The organism is Desertivirga xinjiangensis (assembly GCF_024436435.1).
GTDB lineage: Bacteria > Bacteroidota > Bacteroidia > Sphingobacteriales > Sphingobacteriaceae > Desertivirga > Desertivirga xinjiangensis.
Genome location: NZ_JAFMZP010000002.1, coordinates 463,074 through 483,900 on the forward strand (window position 1 = coordinate 463,074; position 20,827 = coordinate 483,900).

General features: G+C 43.4%; 18 protein-coding genes and 1 pseudogene. 11 read left to right on the top strand and 8 right to left on the bottom strand.

All coding sequences use genetic code 11. The features are described 5' to 3' along the window. Positions 1–172 precede the first annotated feature (172 nt). From J3P37_RS06840 to J3P37_RS06875, 8 genes are all read right to left on the bottom strand, one after another. Positions 173–571, bottom strand: coding sequence for a type II toxin-antitoxin system VapC family toxin (locus J3P37_RS06840; protein WP_256010326.1), 399 nt, complete (start codon positions 569–571; stop codon positions 173–175). After that, complete coding sequence (locus tag J3P37_RS06845) at positions 568–813, bottom strand: hypothetical protein (protein WP_256010328.1); 246 nt, start codon at positions 811–813, stop codon at positions 568–570. The genes J3P37_RS06840 and J3P37_RS06845 overlap by 4 nt, the downstream gene beginning before the upstream one ends. 171 nt (positions 814–984) lie before the next feature. After that, positions 985–1,197 carry a hypothetical protein gene (locus tag J3P37_RS06850; RefSeq protein WP_256010329.1) on the bottom strand — a complete coding sequence of 71 codons (213 nt, stop codon included), beginning with the start codon at positions 1,195–1,197 and terminating at the stop codon, positions 985–987. Between the two features lie 189 nt (positions 1,198–1,386). Then, positions 1,387–1,746, bottom strand: coding sequence for a helix-turn-helix domain-containing protein (locus tag J3P37_RS06855; protein ID WP_256010330.1), 360 nt, complete (start codon positions 1,744–1,746; stop codon positions 1,387–1,389). Beyond that, a complete protein-coding gene (locus tag J3P37_RS06860) occupies positions 1,730–1,840 on the bottom strand; it encodes a type II toxin-antitoxin system HigB family toxin (RefSeq protein ID WP_369414061.1) in 111 nt (36 codons plus the stop codon). The genes J3P37_RS06855 and J3P37_RS06860 overlap by 17 nt, the downstream gene beginning before the upstream one ends. Next, entirely contained in the window at positions 1,840–2,154 is a 315-nt protein-coding gene (locus J3P37_RS06865; RefSeq protein WP_256010331.1) for a type II toxin-antitoxin system HigB family toxin, read from the bottom strand. Before J3P37_RS06865 ends, J3P37_RS06860 begins: the two co-directional genes overlap by 1 nt. A gap of 47 nt (positions 2,155–2,201) precedes the next feature. Beyond that, positions 2,202–3,029 carry a hypothetical protein gene (locus J3P37_RS06870; RefSeq protein ID WP_256010332.1) on the bottom strand — a complete coding sequence of 276 codons (828 nt, stop codon included), beginning with the start codon at positions 3,027–3,029 and terminating at the stop codon, positions 2,202–2,204. A 419-nt stretch (positions 3,030–3,448) separates the two neighbouring features. Next, positions 3,449–3,760, bottom strand: a complete 312-nt coding sequence (locus tag J3P37_RS06875; protein ID WP_256010333.1) for a hypothetical protein — start codon at positions 3,758–3,760, stop codon at positions 3,449–3,451. Between J3P37_RS06875 and yiaA the strand changes: the two genes are divergently transcribed. The 11 genes and pseudogenes from yiaA (at position 3,759) to rbsK (ending at position 20,812) form a co-directional block, all read left to right on the top strand. Beyond that, positions 3,759–4,253 (top strand): inner membrane protein YiaA, encoded by a 495-nt coding sequence (gene yiaA / locus J3P37_RS06880; RefSeq protein WP_256010334.1) that lies wholly within the window; start codon positions 3,759–3,761, stop codon positions 4,251–4,253. The genes J3P37_RS06875 and yiaA overlap by 2 nt on opposite strands. Before the next feature lie 68 nt (positions 4,254–4,321). Further along, positions 4,322–4,600 carry a hypothetical protein gene (locus J3P37_RS06885; protein ID WP_256010335.1) on the top strand — a complete coding sequence of 93 codons (279 nt, stop codon included), beginning with the start codon at positions 4,322–4,324 and terminating at the stop codon, positions 4,598–4,600. Between the two features lie 494 nt (positions 4,601–5,094). Further along, positions 5,095–5,475, top strand: a pseudogene (gene arr, locus J3P37_RS23080) (NAD(+)--rifampin ADP-ribosyltransferase); the annotation flags it as partial. Between the two features lie 164 nt (positions 5,476–5,639). Beyond that, the gene (locus tag J3P37_RS06895; protein ID WP_256010337.1) at positions 5,640–6,230 is read left to right on the top strand and encodes an RNA polymerase sigma factor; all 591 of its coding nucleotides are present in this window, start codon (positions 5,640–5,642) and stop codon (positions 6,228–6,230) included. Positions 6,231–6,366: 136 nt separating this feature from the next. Then, a complete protein-coding gene (locus J3P37_RS06900; protein ID WP_256010338.1) occupies positions 6,367–7,566 on the top strand; it encodes a FecR family protein in 1,200 nt (399 codons plus the stop codon). 504 nt (positions 7,567–8,070) lie between these two features. Next, positions 8,071–11,430, top strand: a complete 3,360-nt coding sequence (locus J3P37_RS06905) for a TonB-dependent receptor (protein ID WP_256010341.1) — start codon at positions 8,071–8,073, stop codon at positions 11,428–11,430. Between the two features lie 10 nt (positions 11,431–11,440). Further along, positions 11,441–13,174 (top strand): RagB/SusD family nutrient uptake outer membrane protein, encoded by a 1,734-nt coding sequence (locus J3P37_RS06910; RefSeq protein ID WP_256010342.1) that lies wholly within the window; start codon positions 11,441–11,443, stop codon positions 13,172–13,174. Between the two features lie 38 nt (positions 13,175–13,212). Then, positions 13,213–15,447, top strand: coding sequence for a hypothetical protein (locus J3P37_RS06915; protein ID WP_256010343.1), 2,235 nt, complete (start codon positions 13,213–13,215; stop codon positions 15,445–15,447). Between the two features lie 27 nt (positions 15,448–15,474). Then, positions 15,475–16,512 (top strand): nucleoside hydrolase, encoded by a 1,038-nt coding sequence (locus tag J3P37_RS06920; protein ID WP_256010344.1) that lies wholly within the window; start codon positions 15,475–15,477, stop codon positions 16,510–16,512. 53 nt (positions 16,513–16,565) lie between these two features. Beyond that, positions 16,566–19,826: a glycosyl hydrolase gene (locus tag J3P37_RS06925; protein WP_256010345.1), complete on the top strand. Its 3,261-nt coding sequence runs from the start codon at positions 16,566–16,568 to the stop codon at positions 19,824–19,826. 50 nt (positions 19,827–19,876) lie between these two features. After that, positions 19,877–20,812 carry a ribokinase gene (gene rbsK, locus J3P37_RS06930; protein ID WP_256010346.1) on the top strand — a complete coding sequence of 312 codons (936 nt, stop codon included), beginning with the start codon at positions 19,877–19,879 and terminating at the stop codon, positions 20,810–20,812. Positions 20,813–20,827: the final 15 nt, after the last annotated feature.

Below are 20,827 nucleotides of genomic sequence, written 5' to 3' on the forward strand. Positions count from 1 at the left end.
AAAATAAAATGCAAGGGGAGCGATTTCGAAACGGTTAAGTATCAGAACACTACCTTTGTTACATTGATGAACGGGAAAAGTGAATGGAAATTTTAAGAATTACAGAAAAAACCTTTCGGATCTTATCATTTCAGGCCTGGAACGAAGCGAAGGAGAACTTAAGTCTTAAATGTTACTCAACCCAATTTTCAATTTGAATATCATTAAGTCGTTCAAAATCTGAGACATTTCTTGTAACGAGTACTAAATTGTTGGATATGGCTGTAGCACCAATTAATAAATCAAAATCATCGAGTATATTTCCAGTTTTTCTCAATCTTGCTTTCTCAGAAGCATAAACATCTAGAGAATTAAAAATGGGTACTACGGTAAATCTTTGCTGAAGCTCAAAGATCTTTAACATGTTTTTTTCTGGAGTATTACTATTTGCTGCACCGTATTTCAATTCTGCTATAGTTATTTCGGAAAGAAAACACTTATTAATGCCAACAGCCTCTATACGGTCTGCTAAGCCAAATTGGCCCTTAAAAAGGTAAATGCAAATATTTGTATCAAGTAAATATTGCTTCAAAACGATTCAATAGAGCGTGTAAAAGAACGTGCCTGTTTTAAATCTGAAATAATCTCATCTGCCGATTTCTCATTTATGAAATCACCTTCTAAGGCTTTAAGAGAGAGGTTTTTAGTCTTTTTTGAAGTCTTCAATGAGGCAGATAATCCCGATATTAAATCAAGTTTACTATTAGGGCTTAATGTTTTAAGAAGTTCAAGATAACTATCTACTAATCTTTTATTAATATCAACCGTTTGCATAATCTTCCTTTCTATCTTAGCAAAAATACAATAATTCGTATACAATAACCATGCAGGGATTTATTCAAATGTCGTTTTGTTTAACTCTCAATTTACATTTGAATTTTTGGATTACTTTGACTTCCGTTTTAAGAAGGCACAAACCTGCAGTTATATTATTCTATAGACTCTTCAATTTGTGACATCCTTATCCTCAATAAGCCTCAAAACAACCTCATACGGCGTTTTCTTCTCCCATTTTGCTATTAACCATGCAATAAAGCTCAGGCTAAAGATGTCGCTGTTTCCTGCTAATTTTAGTAGTTCTAAAACCTCGTTCCTGTACGCAGGCTCGAACTGCAGATCAGGTTTGAGCAGGTGCTTCTCAACCAATTTCAGAAACACTAATACACGGTCTTCCGATGTTTTCAGTAAATACTTCTTATACCTTCGCCGAAGCTGTTCAGCCGGGACATGGCAAGCTCAATATTGGAAAATTGTGCCTGAGTCAAAATTTCCATGACATTCTTTCGGATGGTCCATAACATGCCCATCCTCTTTGTCGTGTCCTCAAAATATTTTGTAATTGGCTAATCAGTACTCTTTAATCAACACTTTTGCAGGAATATGCAAAATTTCATTGAGTTTACGAATCATGGCCAGACTCAATTTTCTTTTTCCGGAAAGTATTTCAGACTTCCGGGAACGATAACCCAGGATGTCACCCAGTTCTTTTTCGGAAATCCCCATCTGATCAAGTCTAAACTTAATAGCTTCTAATGGATTTGGAGAAGGTATAGGAAAATGTATCAATTCATATTCTTTGATCAAAATACTCAAAATCTCTAACTCATCTGAAGCAGTAGACCCTTCTTTTATGTCAGCTTGCATCAACTCATAAACACGGGCCAAAGCGTTATTATATTGTTCTTCTGTTTTAATTGGCTTTAACATAACCTATTGTTTTTGCATCTATTTGATCATACTGTTCGTGCGTACCGAACCAAACGACAAATACGATTTTTAGTCTATACTCAATGTCAACAATTAAGCGATAAAATTACCATGAATATAGAAGACAACTCTCTTGTTCGTAAGAATGGACGCGTTTCGATACTGCGCCTTTAGTTCGTTCGGGCTGTGCCAGAATGCTGCCGAAGTTTCTTCATACCAACTCAATAAAGCTTGTTCAGCCTGTGGATTAACTTCGCCGCCGCGCCGGGTATAAATTGCCAGACCGCCTCCACTTCCGGGAGCGCCCATGAAGGGTGGGGGATATGCTTTTACGATTGCTATATCACTTACCGGTATATTGGCGACATCCTGTGCGGACACCCTCATTTCATTTATAAAAAACGTCATAGGTGAACCCCGCCACCTGGCAGTCCCACCATTAAAGCCTCCAGGTGCTATTTGCAGACCTGCAATTCTACCCTGCAGAAAGTGAAAATATCTGAAAAGCCTAATGCATGAGGGTCATCCATAATACTGATCAGTCGTTCGTTGCCCGACTGAAATAATCCGCTAACATATTCTTCATCAAACTGCTGGGCAGGACTTTTGGTGGTACCCGTTACTACTACTGCCTGCAGTTCAATACCCTGGCCTGCAAAACTAGCTTCCGGGGCTTTGACGGGCTGGTCCAGGCTTAACCGCATAGCTGATGAAGGCTTGCCGAGATAAAATACCTTGCCCGCCACCGCTAAGGGTTTATAAGTGGAATCGAGTAGAGTACTGATACGGATGTTGAGCGGCCGCTTAGTGTTTCCTGCATCGGAAAAGGCCATCAGTGCATTGTCTTCAAATAGCCAGTTATTGATGGAAAACGTGCCGTTCTGTGATACGGGAACTTCCTGGTCGGCCCAATCGCCCGTTTTGGTGAGTAGCATAGCTTGTATACTACCAATGTTCTTTGCATCCTGTATTTTGCCTCTCACTTCGAAGAAGCGTTGTTGCAAACCTGCCAGCAACGTGTATTTGCCTCTTGCCAGCGAATCAGGTAGATACAAGGCACCAGAGGCCTGTCCGTTGATCATGGGCCAGCGGAGCTGCGTACGCAGTCCTTGTTCGTTTTCAATAATCAACTCCAGTGTTGCCAGTGACTGATTTATTATCCGACCGCTACTATCTTTATAATCCACCTTTACTATTAACGAATCGCCAGGCTGTAATACGTTCTTATTCAGTTGTATATCCAGCCTGTGCTTGTTTTGTTGTGCCTGTATCGTGCTCTTCATCAGCAGGAAGGTCAAAAGGGATAAAATCACGCTTTTCATATAAATACATTGAACAAAATTGAAGCCAGCAAGCGCTGACGAGACAGAAAATAAAAAATAAAATCCAAGGGGAGCGATTTCGAAACAGCTAAGTATCAGAACACTACCTTTGTAACATTAATGAACGGGAAAAGGGAATGAAAATTTTAAGATTACAGAAAATCCTTTCAGATCTTATCATTTTATTATAAGACCTGATAGAGTAAGGAGTACAGTCGATAACGCTTACTAGCCGGTCTTCATTTTCTGTTTTTATCAATGCCAACAGCCTCTATACGGTCTGCTAAGCTAAATTGGCCCCTTAAAAAGGTAAATGCAAATATTCGTATCAAGTAAATATTGCTTCAATTCTTCTATCGACTCTTTAATTCGTGACATCCTTATCCAATCACTCTCAAAACAACTTCATACGGTGTTTTCTTCTCCCATTTTGCTATTAACCATGCAATAAAGCTCAGGCTAAAGATGTCGTTGTTTCCTGTTAATTTTAGTAGTTCTAGAACCTCATTCCTGTACGCAGGATCGAACTGCAGATCAGGTTTGAGCAGGTGCTTTTCAACCAATTTCAGAAACACTAATACACGGTCTTCCGATGTTTTCAGTAAATACTTCTTATACCTGCGCCGGAAGCTGTTCAGCCGGGACATGGCAAGCTCAATATTAGAGAACTGTGCCTGGATTAAAATTTCCATGACATTCTTTCGGATGGTCCATAACATGCCCATCCTCTTTTCATACCAGGCATCACTGCAGGTCAGCAGGCTTAACTCTTTCAAACTTCGCTTGTCATTTCGCAGCGCCAGAAACATAGTCAGGGCCTCCTGGTTTGCCTTACTTGCAGGTGAGCTGGGATATTGCATCGCCTTGTGGAATGCCGGTATGCTGTTGAACGAAAAAGGATATTATTTTACGATTTTATTATTTGGCTTGTTCGCCGTGATCTCGGTACAAAAAAGCGTGCGCGGCAGGGCAGAAGGAATTGCCGTTACAGATCTTTATTATGGTATAAGTTGGTTTGTCACTATCGCCGCCATGGTACTCCTGACTGTGGGCCTCTGGAATGCAGACCTCGCCCGAAGTGAAAAAGGATTTTACGCAATGGCATTCTGTCTGAATATGTTTTCGGCCATTGCAGTACAGAAGAATACCCGCGACGCTAAAATGTTAGAGGATAAAGAACTGTAACGTAGCGGTTGCAACCCCCGCAGTTACTTGCCGGTCAAGGCTGCAGGGTATTAGTTGAGTTCACGACAATGGAATTCATTAGTATCATCCTTATCCTGCTGGTGATCGTGCTGATCATCAATCAGAAATCCGCAATACTTAATAAAATCGGCGTACTGGAATCCCAGATCGATAAGCTTCAGAGGCAGTTGGGAAAGCTTCAGGAAGAAGACCGAGGAGCAGTTCAAGGGCCAAAAAGCGGAGGAAACGGCCGTAAATCTTTTAGTTGTACCTGTGCCTGTACCGGTAGTGTTTTTAAGACTTGGATCTTACACTCGATAGTTCGGCTTTGGTTGTTGCGGCATTAGTTGTGCGTTGTTAACATAACGTTAAAATTTATCGCTTGGTACGTTAAAAAAAATATACTTTAAAAGCTGTTTTTTTACCGATTCCGTCGTTTATTTTTGGAAAAAGAACAACATTTTTCAGGAGAATAAGCATGGAATTTAACCCCCACAACCTAGTTATTCAACTTTGCATGCAGGGAATGGCCCTGGAAGACAAAGGGCAACCGGTAGAAGCAGCCGGTCTTTTCCTTCGGGCCTGGAACGAAGCGAAAAACGACTTTGAAAAGTTTATTGCCGCTTGGTATGTGGCCAGGGTTCAGCCAGATGTTTCTGACAGGGCGAAGTGGTACGAAACCACATTAGAATTAATCCTGGAGGTTAATAATGACGCTGTTAAGGGGGCGTTTCCTGCGCTGTATTCCAATTTGGCAAAAAGTTACGAGGAGCTCGGCGACTTCGATAGCGCAAAAAAGTATCACCATTTAGCCTCAGCACCGGCGAGCCAACCCTCCGACAAAGGTCCCTTTTATCATGGGACCAGAGCAGACCTCCAGGTGGGTGATCTGCTGACCGCCGGTCGCAATTCAAACTACCAAACGGAACTCACGATGAACCATATTTATTTTACCGCCCTCGTTAACGGAGCAGGTCTGGCCGCTGCCTTAGCAAAGGGCGAAGGGGCGGAGCGAGTTTATACAGTTGAGCCCACAGGCGATTTTGAGGATGATCCCAATGTGACCAACAAAAAATTTCCGGGCAATCCAACCCGTTCTTATCGAACCCGGGAACCTTTGAAGGTCATTGGTGAGGCAACGGAATGGTCAAGGCTAACGCCTGAGCAATTACAACAATGGCGGAAAAAACTCGCTGATAACCAGGGAGAGATTATTAATTAGAGTTTCTGTCAAAATATTTTACTTTACGTATCATTGTTTAAAAATATTAGATTTGTTTTTCAGCGATATCTGACGCAATAACCATTTATACTGTAAGATGCAGACTAACACTCGGAAGGGGATTAATATGGCTTTCTGCTTATTGATTTTAAACATTATCCTGTATGGTTCTAAAACCGCTATATAGTGATTTTGAGCTGTTGCAAAAGATAGCAGCAGGAGATGAACATGCCTTCAAATTATTCTATTATAAGTATAATAAGACCGTTTACCTTTATGCATACCGCATCCTTGACTCTGACTTACATGCCGAGGAATTGATGCAGGAAGTTATGCTAAAGATCTGGATGTTGGGGGATGAATTACTGGGAGTGAATCATCTGGAAGATTACTTGAGGACTATGTGTCGCAATCGTTGTTACAACAAACTACGGCAATTGAGAAGAGAGGCTTCTAAAAACAGGGCTGCTACAGACGACTGGAAAGATGAAAGCAATGTGACCGAAGAGACGATATTGTTAAATGAAGCAAAAGGCCTTCTTGAAGAGGCTATCGCAAAGTTACCTGCCCAACAGCGTAAAGTTTATAATTTGTGCCAGGTTCAGGGCCTTAAATATGAAGAGGCTGCCAGGCAGCTTGATATTTCTGTTCTAACCGTTCAATCTTATATGAAAATAGCTTTGCGCTCCATTAGGGCAAATATGCGTAATCATACTGGCGCGGTGGTAATACTGCTTACGTTAATTTATAGATAAATTATAAAAAAAATTTATATTTCTTAATCATACCGGAGCGGTGGTGATACTGCTTGCTTTAATTTATAAATAACCTTATAAAATTTTTTTTATCTTCCATACCCCCGGCCATTGCTCGAGCGGTGTCTTTACGTTAATGGAAGATCATAGAATCATAATTCTATTCAATAAGATTCAGCAAAAAGCAGCTACTGCCGAAGAACAACAGGAGTTTGATGAGCTTTTACAGGATAAGCTGGCGGAGCAGGCTTTGAAAACGTATTGGGATCAGCAGTGGAGGGAAGTCCTTGCTGAGGATAAATCCTCATGGCAAATCCCGAAAGAACAGGAGATCCTGAACCGTATTCTATCCCATAGAAATAGTAAGTCGAAAAAATCGCTTAATTACAGATTTATGGCCGCTGCTGCCAGTATATTAATCGTAATGGCGGCTGGCTTGTTTTTCCTCAATCAGGAACGTACGGCATCACCGAAGCAGTCTAAGATTGTTAATATTGTTCCGGGAAGAAATACGGCCACACTTACCCTGGCTAATGGTAAAAAGATAAAACTATCTGATGCTGCCAACGGCGAACTGGCGAATGAGGCCGGAGTGAAAATTACAAAGTCTGAGGATGGGGAAATTACTTATGAAATTGTAGGAGGCAATCCTGATAATGATTCTGGCTCAGGTTCGGATAACTGGAATACACTTTCGACGACAAATGGAGAAACGTACCGGGTCCGTTTGCCTGATCATAGTGAGATCTGGCTTAATGCCGCTTCGTCAATCAAATATCCGGTAAACTTTGCAAAGCAGGCAACACGAAAGGTGGAACTGACCGGAGAAGCCTATTTTGAGGTCGCAAAAGATAAAAGTCGTCCTTTTATTGTACACACGAAAGATCAGGTAGTTCATGTTCTGGGAACACATTTTAACGTAAACGCTTATGAAAACGAACACTACATAAAAACAACTTTGGTGGAAGGAAGTGTTCGTGTACAACGCGTAAATACCGGAAAATCGACCATAGAAACCGAGCCCCAAATATTAAAACCTGGAGAACAGTCGCTTTTGTCTGAACAGGGGATTAAAGTAAGGCAAGCTGATATAGAAGAGTCGGTTGCCTGGAAAATGGGATTCTTTAAATTCAGAGATGAAAACATACAGAGCATTATGCGCAAGGTCTCGCGCTGGTATAATGTGGAGGTGGTATACGTTGGAGAAATCCCGACCAGCGGTATAGAGGGATCTGTGTCCCGTTATGACGATATCAATCAGCTGCTGGATCTGTTAGAATCTACGGGCCTGGTTAAATTTAAGATCAGGAATAACAAGATCATAGTGAGCAAATAACCAAGTATTTAACCAAAATAATAAATCTATGAAAATTAGACCAACCTAAAATGGGTAAAGGAAGTCCGGAGTAATAAAAAACGTGAAAGTGTCTCACCACTTCCACGTTACATGCATGGGCTATTCAATACCTGGACCATGTCCGGATAAATAATCGAAAAGAAATCTTGAATAAACCCAAACAATCAAAAGTATGAATTTTAATGCTTTTATCAAGGCTCCGTGCCGTGTTACCTGATCTGACAATAGCGCAGGATAGTAATGTGATATTGAATGTGTTATTTAAGCAGTTAGCTAGTATTAGCTAGAATTAACCAAATATTAACCAAGTAACAAACAAGATATGAAAATAAGACCAACCTGAATTCTTGTTAGGGAAGCTTAGAGCGAAAAAACCTGAAAGTGTCTCACCACTTTTAGGTTGACGCCTGGGCTATTCAATATCTGGACCAAACGGATAAATAATCGAAAAGAAATCTTGAATAAACCCAAACAACCGAAAGTATGAATTTTAATGCTTTTATCGGGACTGCTATGTCTATAGCTTTCCGGTATAGAAAAACACTATTAGTTATCAGAATAACTGTTATCATATTACTCATGGGCTTGATGCAGGTAAGCGCGTCAAGCTTCGCTCAGAAAATAAATCTTTCGTCGAAGAATGCAGATTTGCAGGAGGTGATAGAGCAGCTGAGAAAACAAAGCGGCTACAATTTTTTGTATATCAAAGATATAATCAGCAGGGCGAAACCTGTTACTGTACAATTCAAGGATCTTAGCATTGAAGAGGCACTGAATAAGATATTTACCGCACAGCCCTTGATCTATCAAATTAAGGATAAAACGGTAATCATCAAACCTAGGCCGGATAAGCCTGCAGCCGAGGTCCAGAAAATTCCTGTCACCGGAACGGTCCGAGATGAAAACGGAGAAACACTCATTGGGGTGTCTGTATTGATAAAGGGCACTAAAACGGCCACTGTTACCAATTCCGAAGGGGTTTATACCATTCAGGCCGAGCCTGGATCAGTATTGGTTTTCAGTTATATCGGTTACCAGACACAGGAGGTTACGGTAGGAACGAATCTTAGTATTGATGTGTCGCTGAAGGCTGTGGCGGGTGGCCTGGATGAGGTGGTTGTCGTTGCCTACGGTACGAGGAAAAAGGAAACGGTTACGGGGGCAATTGCTTCTATTAAGACCACGGAAATTAAACAGAGTCCTGCAGCAAACCTGGCGGTTACGCTAGCTGGAAGGTTGCCGGGTTTAACGGCTATTCAGCGCAGCGGTCAGCCAGGAAGGGACATTACACAGCTGTTTATCCGGGGACAGGGAACCGTAAATGCACAAAGTCCGATAGTCCTGGTGGACGGTATAGAACGTGACTTGACTTATATTGATCCTAACGAGGTGGAATCGGTGACAATTTTAAAGGATGCCTCATCTACGGCTATTTTCGGAGTGAGAGGAGCCAATGGTGTCATTTTGGTGACCACCAAAAGAGGAACCTCTGAAACACCGGAGATCAATTTCGTAACCGAGATCGGCGCGCAGGACTTTCCTCGTTTTATCAGCCCTGTTAATGCCTATGATTTCGCAACCTTAAAAAACCTGGCGCTTACTAACGACGGATTACCTGCAGAATATTCTGCCCAATCGCTGGATTATTATAAAAGTCAGGAAGACCCTTTGCGTTTCGCCAATACTGACTGGCGCAACCTGCTGGTGAAAGACTATTCTTTTCAGCAACGGTATAACCTGAATGTTTCGGGCGCTAGTAAATCGACCAAGTACTTTGTAAATGCCGGTTACTTAAGTCAGGGCGGGCAGTTCAATACTGAAGAAGATCTGAGCTATGATCCTGCTTTTAAGCTTAACCGGTATAATTTCAGATCAAATATTGATATCCGCCTCAATAAGAACTTAAAGGCATTTTTGAACGTAGCGGGTTACCTGGAGCAGCGTAATAGTCCCTATGCTTTGGGTGGCGACAACCCAACAGACTGGATCATCTACTTTATGAACCGGATGCCTGCAGTGGTACCGGGACCGCTCACTCCCGATGGCCAGGTGATTACTTATTCAGACATTGACCACCCTGCCTACGGACTGATTAACCGCTCGGGTTATACACAGCAGAAACGAAGTAATGTATTAGCAACCTATGGGATGGAGCAAAATCTTGACTTTATCTCCAAAGGTTTGTCAGCGAGGGCTGTCGTTTCCTTCGACGCCCGAACTATCAATAATCTGGAGGCCACAAGGAAGTATGAAAAATATGTACAGATCATAAATCCTAATTTAAAGGGGGCAGATGGGCGCGACAGTGTGTACTACAGGCCGTTTAACAGTGATCAGAATACACCTTTAGCCATTGGGGGAGGCCGCAATTTTGAGACTTTGTCGAATTTTCAGGGCTTTATAAATTATGCAAGAAATCTTGGGAAACATGACTTCTCAGGCATGTTGCTTTATCAGCAACAAAACAATGTGATCAATAACGAGCTGCCATTCAAGTTAATGGGGCTGGCTTCCAGGTTCACTTATGGTTACGGCTCACGGTACTTCCTGGAATTTAATGCAGGATACAACGGCTCCGAACAGTTTGCTGAGGGGCAGAGGTTTGGTTTTTTTCCGGCAGTTTCTGCCAGCTGGGTTATCTCTAATGAATCCTTCTTACAAAATAATACTGTCGTCAATTTGCTGAAACTGAGAGGTTCGGTAGGTAAAGTAGGTAATGATCGCATCGGCAGCAGACGATTTTTATACCTGGACGATATACAGGTTGTCGGCGGTGGCTTTTCCGGGAGCCTCGGCAATGCGCAAACCATTAATTATAACCTGTTGAAAAATTCGCAGTTACAATGGGAGGTCGCAAAAAAATACAACCTGGGATTGGAAATAGGTTTATTCAACCAGTTTAATCTGGTAGCAGATGTGTTTTATGAAGAAAGAGACAACATCCTGCGTAACAGGGGGACAATTCCCGATCTCAACGGGCTTCCCATCTCTGTATTACCACCAGTAAACATTGGTGTGGTTGAAAACAAAGGGTTTGAAGTTGAGCTGAACTATAAGAAGTCTTTCAACAGGGATCTTTCGATGCTTGCCCGTGTTAATGTAAATTATGCAACCAACAGGCAGATTTATGCCGACGAACCACTGTTGCCGGTAGATTATGCATACCGTTACAGGGAAACAGGTTACCGGATAGGTCAGATGTTCGGATATGTGGTTGATGGGTATTTTACTGATCAGAATGATATTGCAAATTCTCCCGTGCAAATTGTAGGCGGGCATGAATCAAGACCTGGAGATTTCAAATATAGAGATCTGAACAACGATAACCTGGTTAATGAACGAGATATAGCTCCAATTGGTTATTCAACAGTTCCGGAGTACCAGTATGGGGCGGCATTTAACGTAACTTATAAAAACCTGGATTTCAGTGTGTTGTTTCAGGGGATATCAAATGTTTCTAACTACTATAGTGACCAGGGCGTTTTTGGTGATAAGAATTATATAGCCAGGCACCTGGAAAGCTGGACGGAAGAACGTGCAGCAGGCGGGATGCCCATTAACTATCCTCGACTATCTACGCAGTCAAATCCCAACGAAAGGCCAAATTCCTTTTTTATACTCGACGCAAGTTATCTGAGATTGAAAAATATGGAAATCGGCTATACCCTGCCTTCCAAATGGACCAGCGTGATTGGGACAAAGCGTTTGCGGATTTATGCTAACGGTTTGAACCTCTTTACATGGGATAAATTACCTACTACGGAGTTCGATCCGGAGTTGACGAACAGCCGGGATTATCCTATCACAAGGCTATACAATTTAGGTGTAAACTTTACTTTTTAATCTGTTTAAGATGAAAAATATTTTAAGAATTTTCCTCTTGCTTTCTTTAGTGGCAACAGGTTGCACGAAAGATTATCTGAACATCACACCGGATGGCAGAACCACACTTGATGATATATTTAAGGATGAAAAACGAACAGAGGCTTACCTGAACCGGGTTTACGGACACATACCGAGCTTTTTTTGGAAGTATGGCTTTTTTGATTTCCTGGCACCTTATTCGGATGAAGCTTACGCTTACAGTGGTGCTGTAATGGCATGGTCGGCAGGCAGTCTGAATGCCAGTGGAAATCCTTTGCACATTCACCAGGAAAGAGGTAAGGGTTCTTATCATTTTGGAACTTTTTGGGCGGGTATCAGGGATGCCAACGTGTTCCTGCAAAATATCGAAACTGCCAATATCCCAAGTGCAGCCAACAGGGAACGTTTTCGCGGAGAAGCACAAATGTTACGGGCTTTTTATTTCTGGGAACTCATTAAGGAATATGGTCCGATGCCTGTGGTGACAGAACCTTTCGCTAATGATTTTGACTATACTACCCTCAAACGTCCGGCTTTCCAGGATTGCGTTAATTTTATTGCAAAGGAGTGTGACGAGGTTATTGCGAACAGCAGTATGCCCATGCGGATAAGCACTGAAGCAGAGCGCGGAAGATTTACTAAGGCTGTGGCTTATGCCGTAAAATCTCAGGCTTTGTTGTACAATGCAAGCCCCTTATGGAATACTGGTAACGACAAAAGTAAATGGGAAGCAGCGTCCCTGGCGGCACAGGAGGCCATAAATGCATTAACTAGCCAAGGATATACATTGGTTGACAATTATGGTGATTACTTTTTGAGCAAAACAGATATCAGCAGCTCGCCAAGGGATAAGGAGACCATTTACGAAATATTTGAGCCACAAACAGATCCTGTGTTCAGTATCATTAACAGCATACCAAGCAAGCCCGGAATGTTTAAAGTGGGGGCAACTCCAAGTCAGGAACTGGTGGATAGTTATGATATGCAGGCAACAGGAGAACCGGTAATTACCGGATACCAGGACGCCGATCATACCCAGCCAATCTATAATCCTGGATCGGGATACAATCCCTTGGAACCTTACCAGGGACGCGATCCAAGATTCTACGCAACCGTTTGGCATAATGGAGCTGTATATGATAACATCGCCGGAAGTACCCATATCATGGAAACCTACGTTGGCGGGGCAGATCAGCTGTTAAAGGCGCCGATAGGTTGGGCATTTACCAGGACAGGTTATTATTTACGTAAGTTCATCGATCCTCGCTTACAATCGGGGCAACCGGAGGATGCACGCTGGAAAAAATATCGCCTGGCGGAACTATACCTTAACTTGGCGGAGGCGGAAAACGAGGCACATGGGCCCACCTCCATTGCTCATAATGCGGTGAATAAAGTACGGTTCAGAGCAAATATGCCTGACTTTCCGGATGATCTGTCGGAAAAGGATTTTCGCGATCGTATCCGCAAAGAACGCAGGGTAGAACTCGCTTTTGAAGAACACAGGTTCTGGGATGTCCGAAGATGGAAAATATTGGATGAGACGGACAAACTGGTAACTGGTATGGAAATTACAAAGCAGCCAAACAACAGCTTCTCCTATGCTCGCTTTGTAACAGAGCGGAGAAGTGCCTGGAGTGATAAGTTCCTGATTATGCCTATACCGATCAGGGAAACTGCTATTATTCCGGATTTTGACCTCAATCAAAATCCGGGTTGGTAAACATCATCTGACAGAATGCAAACCTAATTTAGAAAGCTATGCTAGCCCTAAAAATATATCTCAACTTAACACTCTTAGTTGCCACTGTTTTTGCCTGTAAAAAACCTGAAGCGGAAAAGAATGACGGAAGAGCGATTGATATTCCCAATAACAGCACAACATCCCTGACCGCTGCACAGGAACGTTATATTGTTTTTTTTCTAACAAATACCAGTGTTGATCAGGCGGACAGCGAAAACACGGGTAAAGATGCCAATTCGGCCTTTACGTTTGTAGGGGAACTGCCGCAGATCTTTGGAGCAGTGAACCCGCAGTCTCCTTATAAGTATGCGTTTGGTTTACCCGGGCCGATGCTGCTTACCCAATCTGTTCAGCAAATGCAGTACCAGGTTAACAAAGCCTTCGATATTGCGGAAAAATACAATGTTCCGGTTTATTTCCAGTTGGATGATATTAACAATTATACCACTGAGTTCGGCGGGGGCGCAACGCCAAAGTTTTATAATGATCCCTCGTGGTGTGAATGGGTATCGTTCCCCTCAGGCGCTGAGACCTGGGGCGGGCAATCTAATGGACGCCTGCCTTATTTTTGGTTTAACTGGGGCGCCTGGATGCATGCCCAGGCGTTCCCTAACCTACAATCTCCCGGCTTCAGAGCATTTGTAAAAAATCAGCTGGAAAACGGCGTGTTGTCTGTGCTGAATACCCGCTACAACCAATTAAAGGCAGCCGGGAAAGGATACTTGTTTGCGGGAATGGCTATTGGTTGGGAAACGCACATTCCAGACTACTCGGCTGATAATACGCTGTATAATGTGAATCCCTCGTCTTTACCGATAAATGCAGTATTAGGTGACCAGATGCAGAGCTGGGAAGCGAATAAATTTGGATATGCCGCCCTGCACACCTTAGGGCTTACCTCTTACAACAAGGACCACTTGTACCAGGTTATCCATGATTATTCAGAATTTTTAGCAAAAACTGCTTACGACTCTGGTATTCCAAGGGAAAAGATCTTCTCTCATATTGTTGGTGTAAAATCAAGCCAACCGGGATTGTCAACTACCTTCGCTCCACCGATCTGGACTGCTGTCAACGATTATTCAATACCCGGTTTCACGCTGTCGCCGGTAAGTTGCCCCTATAACCTGAATACTTTAAAAGCGGAGATCAATCTGGCGGATCCTCAGCAGACTAACTTTGCCAATGCCGAAGGATACAGCATAGGGGCGGACGGTTCTTTCGCACAAGCGGACGCCTATTTTGGTGACATGTTTGGTCATGGGGCCTCTATGGTTGCCGTATTTGGCTGGGGAAGAGAGCCCGCCAGTTCTGCATTTGCAGTGTCTCATAGTGTAACAAGCCCCTTTGTTCAGGCCGCTAAAAAATGGCTGAGCAACGAGGTAAAAGTCTGGTCATTTACGGCAGGTGCCGAAGGCTGGACGCCAGGCAATGATATCACTGGTTTTGGATGGAACAATGCAGGCAAAATACGTGGTACACTGACGGGAAATGACGCTTTTTTACTTTCTGCAAACTCAGTTGGATACAATATGGGTGCAGAAAAGCTGATCCGGATTGGTATGACAAACGCTTCAGCCAACACGGTAGGGCAGGTTTATTTTACAACCACAGCAAGTCCCGGCTGGTCTGAGGATAAGAGGAAGGATTTTACGATACTTCCAAACAGCTCGCTTTCCAATTATACGGTAAACATGGCTGATATTCCAACATGGCAGGGAACGCTTAAACAGTTGAGAATAGATCCCTCTAATGCGGTTCCCGGCAGCACGACTGCAGGTAACTTTAGCATGGACTATATCCATGTCGGTAGCCAGGGCTGGAACTTTATGTCTGATCCGGAAGGTTGGACAGCCGGACAACAGGTCAATAGTTTTGGCTGGTCTGCCTCCCCGGGAAATTCTATTGCGGGAAAGATTACAGGGGCTGATGCGTTTATGCTGTCTGACAATAACCTGAATGTTGGGCTTTCTAACTGTCGGTATGTGGTGCTTCGGATCAAGAATTCCTCGCCTCAGACCATTGGTCAAATTTATTTCACAACAAGCACTGATCTGGCATGGAATAATGCAAAACAGGTGTCTTTCGCCCTGAACCCGTATTCTGATTTTACCACCTATACTATTGACATGAGTACCGTTCCCGGATGGACGGGTACATTAAAGCAATTACGTATCGATCCTTCCAATGCTACCCCTGGAACGCCCGTTAACGGATATTTCCAGATTCAGTATGTAAAGTTAGTCGGGTAGTTAGTTAAGATCTTGAGAAGGCTTTTTATGGAGATTTTAAATTTTAAGTCAGTAAATATAATCTGCTTGCTTCTTGCGCTGGGGATGGCCAATGCCATCCCTGCCTCTGCGCAAAAAGAAAGTCATGTTCCGGTGATCTTTGAGACAGATATGGGGAATGATGTCGACGATGGACTGGCGCTGGCGATGCTTTTCAGGTATGCGGACGATGGTGTAATCAATTTGCTGGGTATCAGTAACAATAAGCAAAGTTTGAGTTCCCTGCAATTTATAGATTTAATGCGGCGCAAGTATGGTTACCCGCAGTTGCCCATAGCAACCGTGCAGAATGGTGTGCAGGGGGAAAATGAAGCTAAAAGTTTTGCAAGGAAGGTAATGGATTATAAGGAAGATGGCCGTCTGGTATATTCCAGTAGGGTAAAAAACTATAAGCATGTAGAAAGTGCTGTTCATTTTTATCGCCGTATGCTTGCCAATGCAAAAGATACCTCTGTCGTGATTATTTCGGTAGGATTCTCATCAAACCTCGCCGCTGTTCTTGAATCTAAGCCAGATCGGTATTCGATATTAAATGGGCGTGAATTGATAGCACGAAAGGTGAAGTTTCTGAGTACCATGGCTGGGAATTTTAGCAGTTCGAAACAAAAGGAATTTAACATAATCAGTGATCTGCCGGCTTCCAGGAAGGTATTCAGAGACTGGCCAGGGCCTATTTACATTAGTCCTTTTGAGGTAGGCGCAAGTATACATTTCCCTGCTACCGTTATTGAGGCTAATCTGGGCTATAAGGGGCACCATCCCCTGGTAACTGCTTATAAGGAGTATATTCCCATGCCCTATAATAGGGAAACCTGGGACCTCAGTTCTGTTTTGTTTGCTGTAGAGCCGGAAGTGCATTATTTTCAAGTAAGTAAACCGGGCAAATTGGTGGTTGATGAGGACGGCTATACTCAGTTTAATGAGGACATTAATGGCAGGCACTATTTTTTACATACTCCAAGCAGACCTGAAGGAGCTAAAATCAAAGACCGTTATGTAGAATTAATCAGGGCTGTGACGCCTTGACATCCTGAAGATTTGCCTTGTGGGCAGGCTTTTATAAACAACCTGATATTTAAATGAATAACATAAAAAATTATATGCGTACAGCATTGGCTTTATGGGCTTTGATGACCGGCTTTGTCGATGTTAAAGCACAGTTTAAAGCAGAAAGTTCAGTGCTTTCACAGGGCTTTTTAAGTCCGCCAGACTCTGTGAGACCTTATGTGTACTGGTATTGGATCAATGATCATATTTCTCCTTCCGGCATTATAAAGGATCTGGATGCCATGAAAAAAGTAGGCATCGGCGGGGCTTTTATCGGCAATATTGGACTTAGTAAAGAGGAAGGTACTTCTTTTGGAGATATTAAACTGTTTTCTGAGGGATGGTGGAAGGCGACCGGGACTGCTATGGAAACGGCAGCAAAGAATGGAATTACTTTAGGCATGTTTAACAGCCCGGGATGGAGCCAAAGTGGTGGTCCGTGGGTAGAGCCTGCGTCTTCTATGCGTTACGTAACAAGCAGCAGTTTACTGGTAAAAGGCGGGCAGCAGGTTCTTATGAACGTAATGCCCCGAACTACTGATACCACTTATCTATATACGCTAGCGATGCCTGCTCCCGAACATAGTAGTTTTCAATTGAGCACTTATGCTCCGGATTTCTCGACAGACGCAGCTGCTAGCAAGCTGTCTAATCTGGCGGACGCCAATCTTTCAACAGTTTGTATCCTTAAGCCAGTTGATAAGAGCTGTACTATTCATGTGAGGCTTTCTAAGTCTTTAACGGTCAGGAGCCTGATTTTGTATCCGGCAGAAGTTCCCTTCTCTGCCGACGCAGAGCTGCAGGTATTACGTAACGGGAGAATGGAGACGATTCGAACATTTAACATAAACAGGATTAACCCCAGTAAACAGGTAGGTTTTGTCCCTTATGCACCTGTATCGATTGCTTTTGATGCGGTTAGTTCGAAGGAATTCCGGATTGTGTTACGCCACATTGAAGGAACCCCTGGCTTTAAAGAGATTAATTTGTCTCCGGCAGTATACCTGGAGCGTTACATGGAAAAGCAACTTGCAAAAATGTATGCAACACCTTTACCGCTGTGGAGTGAGTATCAGTGGCAGACACAAAGTGAAATCCCAGATTCACGACTGGTGATCGACCCGAAAAAGGTAGTTAATTTAAAGTCGTTTGTAAATCCGCAGGGCGTGCTGAAGTGGAATGTGCCTCCAGGAAAATGGCTCATTCTAAATTATGGTCTGAGCACCACTGGGGTAACAAACAGTCCGGCCTCAGCTGAGGGCAGGGGTTTGGAAGTGGATAAGATGGATCATAAGAAGTTGAACTCCCATTTTGATTCCTTCATTGGAAAAGTGCTTGAACGGATACCCGCGGAGAAACGAACAACTTTCAAGTATTTGGTAGCAGATAGTTACGAAATGGGCTCGCAAAACTGGACTGACAGTTTGCAGTATACTTTTGAACGGGTTTATGGTTACGACCCCTTACCCTGGCTGCCGGTGCTGGCCGGCAATATTGTAGGAAGTGCCGGTCAGTCGGACAGGTTTTTATGGGATCTCAGAAGACTGGTTGCCGACCTGGTTGCTACGGAATATGTGGGAGGTTTGAAGAGGCTTGGTAACAAGCAAGGGCTTAAACTTTGGTTGGAGAATTATGGACACTGGGGCTTTCCTTCGGAATTTTTGAAATACGGCGGTGCATCAGACGAGGTAGCCGGTGAATTTTGGAATGAAGGTGAGCTCGGCAATATCGAAAACAAATCTGCCTCATCGGCTGCACATATCTATGGAAAGCGCAGGGTGTGGTCAGAATCATTCACTGCGGGGGGCGGGGCGTACACAAGGTATCCAGCTTTACTAAAACGAAGAGGTGACTGGTCGTTCACGGAAGGGGTGAACCAAACCTTACTGCACCTGTATGTTCACCAGCCGGATGAGTCGGATTACCCTGGTTTAAATACATGGTTTAGTACAGAGTTTAATAGGAAAAATACGTGGTTTTATCAGGGTAAGGCGTTTATTGACTACCTGAGAAGATGTAATTATATGCTTCAGCAAGGTACACCTGTGAATGACGTCGCTTATTTCATTGGAGAAGATGCGCCCAAAATGACCGGGATAAGAAGTCCTGAATTGGCGGAAGGCTACTCGTATGATTATATAAATGCAGAAGTAATTTTAAATAGACTGAGTGTTAAGGACGGCAGACTTTTGCTGCCGGATGGAGTACAGTACAGGATACTGGTTCTTCCTCCTCTCAAAACCATGCGGCCTGCCTTGCTGGAAAAAATTGAGTCACTCGTACGCGAAGGTGCCGTGATCTTGGGCAGCGCTCCGGAAAGTTCTCCTAGTTTACAGGATTATCCTCAGGCCGACAAACGTGTCAGAGCACTTGCGGCGGCTTTATGGGGAGGGGCGATTATGAAGAAAGGCGTAAGAAAATATGGTAACGGCTTAGTGATGGAGGGTATTTCCATGCAGGATGCTTTGGATTATATCAACCTGGCCCCGGATCTGAAAACGAATGTGGGCAACAAGGTATTGTATACACACCGGACCACGAATGAGAAGGAGCTGTATTTTGTTACCAATCAGTCTGGAAGCCCAATTGAATTTTCAGCTGTATTCAGAGTGACAAATGCATCACCTTATTGGTGGGATCCGGTTACTGGAGTCATAAGGGATCTGCCAGGCTTTAAAAATGATGAAGGTAAAACATCCATTCCCTTTAAACTTGATACGGATCAAAGCGGTTTTGTTGTTTTTAATAAAGGCGTATTGAAGACCGATGGTAGTAGACGAGAAAACTTTAAAGCTGCTGATCACTTGCTTACATTAACCGCACCGTGGGAGGTAAACTTTGTCAATTCCCCATTACCCGGAGGTCCGGAAAAACCTGTTGTGTTCAATCAGCTGATTAGCTGGTCTGACCATCCCGATGAGCGTATTAAGGGATTTTCAGGCTCTGCAGTATATAGGACAAGCTTTTACCTGGAGAATACGTATCCCAACGAAACCATACTTCTCAATACAGGTCGAATAAACGGAATGGCTAAGATCAAAGTTAACGGGCAGGAAACCGGAACAGTATGGACTGCACCCTGGCAGCTTGATGTTTCAAAGGCTATAAAAAAGGGGAGCAATATTGTAGAAGTAGAGGTAGTAAATACATGGACAAACCGCTTGTTGAAAGACAGCAAACTTAATGCGAAAGAGAGGCTCAGCCATACTGAGATAACAAATTTTTCTACAGATAGTAATTACGAGGTGTCAGGTTTAACGGGCCCGGTAACTCTGATGAAGATTCGCTATTAATAATTTAAACATCGAACAGAATATTTAACCATTGCTAAACCTGCAATTAAATGATAAAGAACAGTAATAAAATTTTAGTGGTTGGTAGTTCCAACACGGATATGGTTGTTAAAACAGAGCATCTGCCTGCGGCGGGTGAAACGACTCTTGGCGGCGTTTTTTTTATGAACCCGGGCGGAAAAGGGGCCAATCAGGCCGTTGCAGCTGCGAGGCTAGGCGGGGATGTCACTTTAATATGTAAAACAGGAAAGGACATCTTTGGCGAGCAGTCGGTAAAGATCTTTGAAAATGAGGGAATTAATACCGCTCATCTCTTATCCGATCCTGATCATCCTTCTGGTGTCGCGTTAATTACGGTGGATCAAAATGCGGAAAATTGTATCGTTGTTGCGTCGGGAGCGAACGCTACACTGAGCGTAGATGATCTCAAAAAATCGGAGGAGTTAATCGGGCAGGCGAGGATAGTGCTGATGCAATTGGAAATACCGCTGGAAACCGTAGCTCATGTAGCAGAGGTAGCTGCGTCAAATGGCGTAGAAGTTATTTTGAACCCTGCGCCCGCGGCTAAGTTGACGGAGACATTATTAGGTAATGTGTCGATTATAACACCCAATAGAACAGAGGCTGAAATGTTATCTGGTGTTGTCATAAAGGATATACATGGTGCAAAAGAAGCTGCCATGGTTATCCAGGGCAGGGGAGTGAAAACTGTGATCATTACTTTGGGAAAGGAAGGAGCTTTGCTATTACAAGAGAATGAATTTACTCATGTAGCAGCATCCAAAGTAGATGCTGTGGATACTACTGCTGCGGGTGACGTTTTTAACGGAGCTCTTGCGGTTGCCCTGGCTGAAGACAGAAGTCTTCAGGACGCAGTGAACTTCGCCTGTCAAGCCTCTGCCATTTCGGTAACCAGGCTAGGGGCTCAATCATCAGCCCCACTCAGAACCGAAATCGCAGAAAGCCTGATTTCAAAACAGAGTTAATACTAACCATTATTA

Excerpts from the sequence above, each read along its gene's own strand:
- J3P37_RS06845 (WP_256010328.1), bottom strand. The coding sequence starts at position 813 with ATGCAAACGGTTGATATTAATAAAAGATTAGTAGATAGTTATCTTGAA.
- J3P37_RS06855 (WP_256010330.1), bottom strand. The coding sequence starts at position 1,746 with ATGTTAAAGCCAATTAAAACAGAAGAACAATATAATAACGCTTTGGCC.
- J3P37_RS06865 (WP_256010331.1), bottom strand. The coding sequence starts at position 2,154 with ATGACGTTTTTTATAAATGAAATGAGGGTGTCCGCACAGGATGTCGCC.
- J3P37_RS06870 (WP_256010332.1), bottom strand. The coding sequence starts at position 3,029 with ATGAAGAGCACGATACAGGCACAACAAAACAAGCACAGGCTGGATATA.
- yiaA (WP_256010334.1), top strand. The coding sequence starts at position 3,759 with ATGACATTCTTTCGGATGGTCCATAACATGCCCATCCTCTTTTCATAC.
- J3P37_RS06875 (WP_256010333.1), bottom strand. The coding sequence starts at position 3,760 with ATGGAAATTTTAATCCAGGCACAGTTCTCTAATATTGAGCTTGCCATG.
- J3P37_RS06885 (WP_256010335.1), top strand. The coding sequence starts at position 4,322 with ATGGAATTCATTAGTATCATCCTTATCCTGCTGGTGATCGTGCTGATC.
- J3P37_RS06895 (WP_256010337.1), top strand. The coding sequence starts at position 5,640 with ATGGTTCTAAAACCGCTATATAGTGATTTTGAGCTGTTGCAAAAGATA.
- J3P37_RS06900 (WP_256010338.1), top strand. The coding sequence starts at position 6,367 with ATGGAAGATCATAGAATCATAATTCTATTCAATAAGATTCAGCAAAAA.
- J3P37_RS06905 (WP_256010341.1), top strand. The coding sequence starts at position 8,071 with ATGAATTTTAATGCTTTTATCGGGACTGCTATGTCTATAGCTTTCCGG.
- J3P37_RS06910 (WP_256010342.1), top strand. The coding sequence starts at position 11,441 with ATGAAAAATATTTTAAGAATTTTCCTCTTGCTTTCTTTAGTGGCAACA.
- J3P37_RS06915 (WP_256010343.1), top strand. The coding sequence starts at position 13,213 with ATGCTAGCCCTAAAAATATATCTCAACTTAACACTCTTAGTTGCCACT.
- J3P37_RS06920 (WP_256010344.1), top strand. The coding sequence starts at position 15,475 with ATGGAGATTTTAAATTTTAAGTCAGTAAATATAATCTGCTTGCTTCTT.
- J3P37_RS06925 (WP_256010345.1), top strand. The coding sequence starts at position 16,566 with ATGAATAACATAAAAAATTATATGCGTACAGCATTGGCTTTATGGGCT.
- rbsK (WP_256010346.1), top strand. The coding sequence starts at position 19,877 with ATGATAAAGAACAGTAATAAAATTTTAGTGGTTGGTAGTTCCAACACG.